Source organism: Martelella alba, assembly GCF_005217455.1.
Lineage (GTDB): Bacteria > Pseudomonadota > Gammaproteobacteria > Enterobacterales > Enterobacteriaceae > Acerihabitans.
In genome coordinates, this window is record NZ_SZPQ01000119.1 from 1 (window position 1) to 1,585 (window position 1,585).

At 50.0% G+C, this 1,585-nt stretch carries 3 protein-coding genes; 1 reads left to right on the plus strand and 2 read right to left on the minus strand.

Annotated elements, in window-relative coordinates:
• Positions 1-720, plus strand: a 720-nt coding sequence (locus FCN80_RS25865) for a DNA methyltransferase (protein ID WP_136993228.1), incomplete at its 5' end; no start/stop codon positions are given.
• On the opposite strand, the gene FCN80_RS25870 is transcribed toward FCN80_RS25865, so the two are convergent.
• Complete coding sequence (locus FCN80_RS25870; RefSeq protein WP_136993229.1) at positions 717-1,076, minus strand: helix-turn-helix domain-containing protein; 360 nt, start codon at positions 1,074-1,076, stop codon at positions 717-719. The genes FCN80_RS25865 and FCN80_RS25870 overlap by 4 nt on opposite strands.
• A 60-nt stretch (positions 1,077-1,136) precedes the next feature.
• Positions 1,137-1,421 (minus strand): type II toxin-antitoxin system RelE family toxin, encoded by a 285-nt coding sequence (locus FCN80_RS27590; protein ID WP_373880371.1) that lies wholly within the window; start codon positions 1,419-1,421, stop codon positions 1,137-1,139.
• Positions 1,422-1,585 lie beyond the last annotated feature (164 nt).

Here is a 1,585-nt window from a genome sequence, read left to right on the forward strand (position 1 = left end):
TACTTTCCAGCCACTGAGCGGGTCATTTTCGCGGGTCATTATGGCTCTGAGGGGGTCGCCAAGGGCGCGATTGGCTATGCAACCCAATGCCGAGAATTGAAAGCGCAGGTATTCAAACCTCTAATTGACTATTTTCGCGACGCGCGTGCGCTGCTAGGCGTGTCGGCGGCTGAAATCAATGCCGCCACTGGCACGCAGATGTGCTCGCACTGGTTTTCAGAGAGCCAATGGCAATTGCCCGGCCCGGAGCAATACGCCGCATTACAAAACCTGTTTGCTGAAAAATCCCGATCGATTGGCCGTGACAATCCGCTGATGGATCAGCACTCTGATTTAATCGAGCATTACGCTGTACTGAGCCAAACTTATATTGGGCTGGTGGCGAAGTATGACGAATTGCGCCAGCAGTACCAGCAGTTGCGCCGGCCGTTCGCTGTTAATGCCGAGGTTCCGTATACCGATGTATGGACATTCCCGCCGGTCCAGCATTACCCGGGCAAACATCCGTGTGAAAAACCAGCCGATATGATGCGCCATATCATCCAGACCAGCAGCCGGCCCGGCGACACAGTGGCCGATTTCTTTATGGGGTCCGGCAGTACGATAAAAGCTGCGCTGGAACTAGGGCGAAACGCCATAGGCATTGAACTGGAAGAAGAACGATTCCTGCAAACTCAGCAGGAACTGGAAAAACTAGCCCCTGGCGGGGCTGTATCTTAGAGCGTCAACTGTTCTGGACGGCATCCGTACAGCGTCGCCAGCTTTTCGCGTGTTTTTTTCTGGGGTTTTGAGTCCACAGATTCCCACTGTGAAACAGCGGATTGTGTGGTTTCGAGTTTCTCGGCCACAGCATACTGTGACAGCCCAGAGTGAATACGCCAGGCAGCCAAAAGGCTGACGTTCTGTTTGATCATGATGGACACAACTTCACCGGGTACTGTTTCGTCGTCGTGCTCATCGGCTTGATATGGAACATCCTCCCAACCATCATTGACCAGATTTTCATAGTCGGCGATGGGCAGCACGACAAACTGAGGTTTGCCGGCGCTATCAGTGATGTATTGGATTTTAGACATATTAGGGTTTCTCTGTTTTCGCGTTATGTCGTTTATGAGGAAACTGGCGGGTTTCCCCGCCTAGTAGGTTGTTGAGGTTCTACGCTTCACTGTCTGAATAGTGCAGATTACCGGCTCACCATCGTCAATCTGGAAAATAACTCTGTAATCGCCAACCCTCATTCGATACTGGTTATCTGTCGCCTTGAGCTTTTTGATATCAAGCTGAACTTGGGGGAATGCGGTGAGGCTATTTGCCTTTTCTTCAATGGTTTTCCGGTACCTGGTATCAATCGAAAGCAGCTGTTTTAACGCTTTCCTGGACCATCGGACCTTTACCATGTTTCCTCGTTTTTTAAAGAGCATATCCGCTTGGGATGATTAGATAATAAGATTTATATCTAATCTTGTCAACTAATATCTAATTATTTTTCTAATTAAATTCGGCCTCTTTGCCAAATCTGACGAACAGACAAATGATCCCGCGCCTACGGCACAGGGGCCGATCCTCTCATCACCATGGACCTCGG

What these genes read in the sequence shown, in the direction of transcription:
- FCN80_RS25870 (WP_136993229.1), bottom strand. Translation starts at nt 1,076, where the DNA reads ATGTCTAAAATCCAATACATCACTGATAGCGCCGGCAAACCTCAGTTT.
- FCN80_RS27590 (WP_373880371.1), bottom strand. Translation starts at nt 1,421, where the DNA reads ATGCTCTTTAAAAAACGAGGAAACATGGTAAAGGTCCGATGGTCCAGG.